This is a genomic window from Planococcus halotolerans, from assembly GCF_003289955.1.
GTDB lineage: Bacteria > Bacillota > Bacilli > Bacillales_A > Planococcaceae > Planococcus > Planococcus halotolerans.
In genome coordinates, this window is the sequence record NZ_QLZR01000016.1 from 1 (window position 1) to 2489 (window position 2489).

Consider the following 2489-nt stretch of genomic DNA (forward strand, 5'->3'; position numbering starts at 1 on the left):
AAATACCTCCGGTATACTTAAAAAGCATGCGTAAAAGCATGACATTTAAGTAGAAGGAGGATTTTTTTATGGTCAATTATCGGAAGATTCTGGGGATGGAGTTTGATGGGATAAGCCAGAGGACGATCAGTTCCAGTACTGGCCATTCGCGAAATACAATCGCTGAAGTTGTCCAACGGGCTAAAGAAAGAGGACTGAAGGACTTGGAGGATGCCATGAACAATCAGTGGCTTGCGACTTACCTGTTCCCTGAGAAACAAGCAATTGAAAAGGGTTACTGCCCTGTAGACTTTGAATGGGTTCACAAAGAACTTCAAAAGAAAAATGTCACCCTTACGCTCCTGCATCACGAATATGCAAGTTCGGCTAGAGAAGGCGGAAAAGTTCCTTATGCCTACCGAACGTTCGCTGAAAAGTATGGAAATTTTGCGAAGAAGCATAAACTGACGATGCCGATCAGAAGAAAACCAGGGGAAATCTTAGAAGTCGACTGGGCAGGAACGACGCTCAAAATCATGGATAATTCGACCGGCGAGATTATACCTGCGTATGTATTCATCGCAACTCTTCCCTACAGTCAGTTGAGTTATGTAGAAGCCTTTCTGGATATGAAATCAACGTCCTGGCTGCGTGCCCATATCCATGCATTCGAATATTTTGGAGGTGTTCCAGAAGTCTTAGTGCCCGATAACTTGAAGACAGGTGTTACAAAGCCCCTTCGGGGCGAACCCGTAATCAATGAGGCTTACCGGGAATTAGCGGATTATTATCGTGCAGTTGTAGTGCCCAGTCGAGTCAGAAAGCCAAAAGATAAAGCGAGTGTCGAAGGAACTGTCGGATACATATCCAGGCAGATTATTGCATCCTTGCGTAACTACCAATGTTTTCATCTGGAGGATTTGAACGCACGTATCTTTGAGAAATTGGAAGACATCAATACGATGAATTTTCAAAAGCGAGAGGGTTCCCGATTTAAAGTGTTTGAAGACGAGGAGAAGAGCCACCTTCACCCTCTGCCTCCAACACGATTCAAGATGACGGAATGGGCAACTGCTAAAGTCCAGCCGAACTACCATGTACAAGTGGACTACAAGTTCTATTCCGTTCCTTATGAATACGTCCGCGAGGATGTCGATGTCCGAATCACGGCCGATGTAATTGAATTGTACTTTAAAGAAGTGCGGATTGCATCACATCCACGCAAAAAGAGATCAGAAGATCTCTATGCCACAAATCCCGATCATATGCCAGACAACCATCGACTATATCTCGACCATAATCCGGAAAACATTCGAAAATGGGCGAAGAACATTGGACCGAATATGGAACGTCTGGTCGAGCATATCCTGAAAACAAACGTCGAGAAAAAAGCATTAAATATATTGAATGGATTGAAGAGTATGGCTTCAAAAAGAACCGATACAGAACTTGAAGAAGCAACCAAGACCTTAATGAAAATATCCTCGCACCCGACGGTCGCTGTTCTGAAAAGTATCTTGGAGCGTCAGAAGAAAAAACAAGTGAAAAATGAGCAAATCCATGAATCAAAAACAGAAGACTATGGCTTCGTAAGAGGCGCTAATTATTTTGGGAGGAATGAAAAATGATGAATCAAGAGACCTTAAGAAAGTTGATGGAGATGAAGATGAGTGGGATGGCGGAACTTTATCAACTGCAGAATGAAAACAAAGACTTCCAGAGCATGGACTTTGATGATCGTTTTAACCTCATGGTGGATACGGAATACGATCGCAGAAAGTCGAATAAGCTGGAGCGATTGATTAAACAGGCCACGTTTGATGATTCGAGCGCAGCCGTCGAGCTGATTGAATATCACGCGGACCGTAAGCTAGATAAGCAATTGATATTAGAGCTCGCATCCGGCACTTACCTTCAGAAGCATCATAATATTATTTTAATGGGTGCTTCCGGCAACGGAAAGACCTGGATATCAAATGCCTTCGGCATTCAAGCGTGCCGACAATTTTACAAGGTGAAATACATTAGGTTGCCAGAACTGTTAGATGAACTGGCCGCTGCTAAATACGAAGCAGATGGCAGTTTTCGCAAGCTGATTCAAAAATACCGATCCATTGACTTATTGATTTTGGACGAATGGCTCCTGAGTGAGCTTTCGCAAGATCAAGTACTCCACGTGTTAGAAATTATCGATGCGCGGCTAAAGCGGACTTCAACGATTTTCTGTTCACAGTTCGCTCCCGAAGGGTGGCATTCCAAACTTGGCCAAGCCCAGGTAGCTGATGCAATTCTAGATCGGATTGTCCACGACTCGTATAAAATACTTGTCGATGGAGACCTATCGATGCGCGAACGGCATAGTTTAGTCGCTGCTCGTTAATCGGACGAAAAGAGAGAGCCACCGGTTGAATACTATCCGGTGGCTCTCTTTTATGCATTCACTGGCCTGATTCTCCGCAACTCGTGGCTCAAAACTCCACACAAGTGGCTTTTTCATTCCGCAATACTCA

General features: G+C 44.1%; 2 protein-coding genes. Both read left to right on the forward strand.

All coding sequences use genetic code 11. The annotated features are described in order from the left end of the window. Positions 1–68 precede the first annotated feature (68 nt). The gene (gene istA / locus DP120_RS18225; RefSeq protein ID WP_112225103.1) at positions 69–1607 is read left to right on the forward strand and encodes an IS21 family transposase; all 1539 of its coding nucleotides are present in this window, start codon (positions 69–71) and stop codon (positions 1605–1607) included. Continuing rightward, entirely contained in the window at positions 1604–2359 is a 756-nt protein-coding gene (istB, locus tag DP120_RS18230) for an IS21-like element helper ATPase IstB (protein ID WP_112225104.1), read from the forward strand. The genes istA and istB overlap by 4 nt, the downstream gene beginning before the upstream one ends. Positions 2360–2489 lie beyond the last annotated feature (130 nt).

Coding starts and splice junctions, on each gene's coding strand:
- istA (WP_112225103.1), top strand. CDS start 69: ATGGTCAATTATCGGAAGATTCTGGGGATGGAGTTTGATGGGATAAGC.
- istB (WP_112225104.1), top strand. CDS start 1,604: ATGATGAATCAAGAGACCTTAAGAAAGTTGATGGAGATGAAGATGAGT.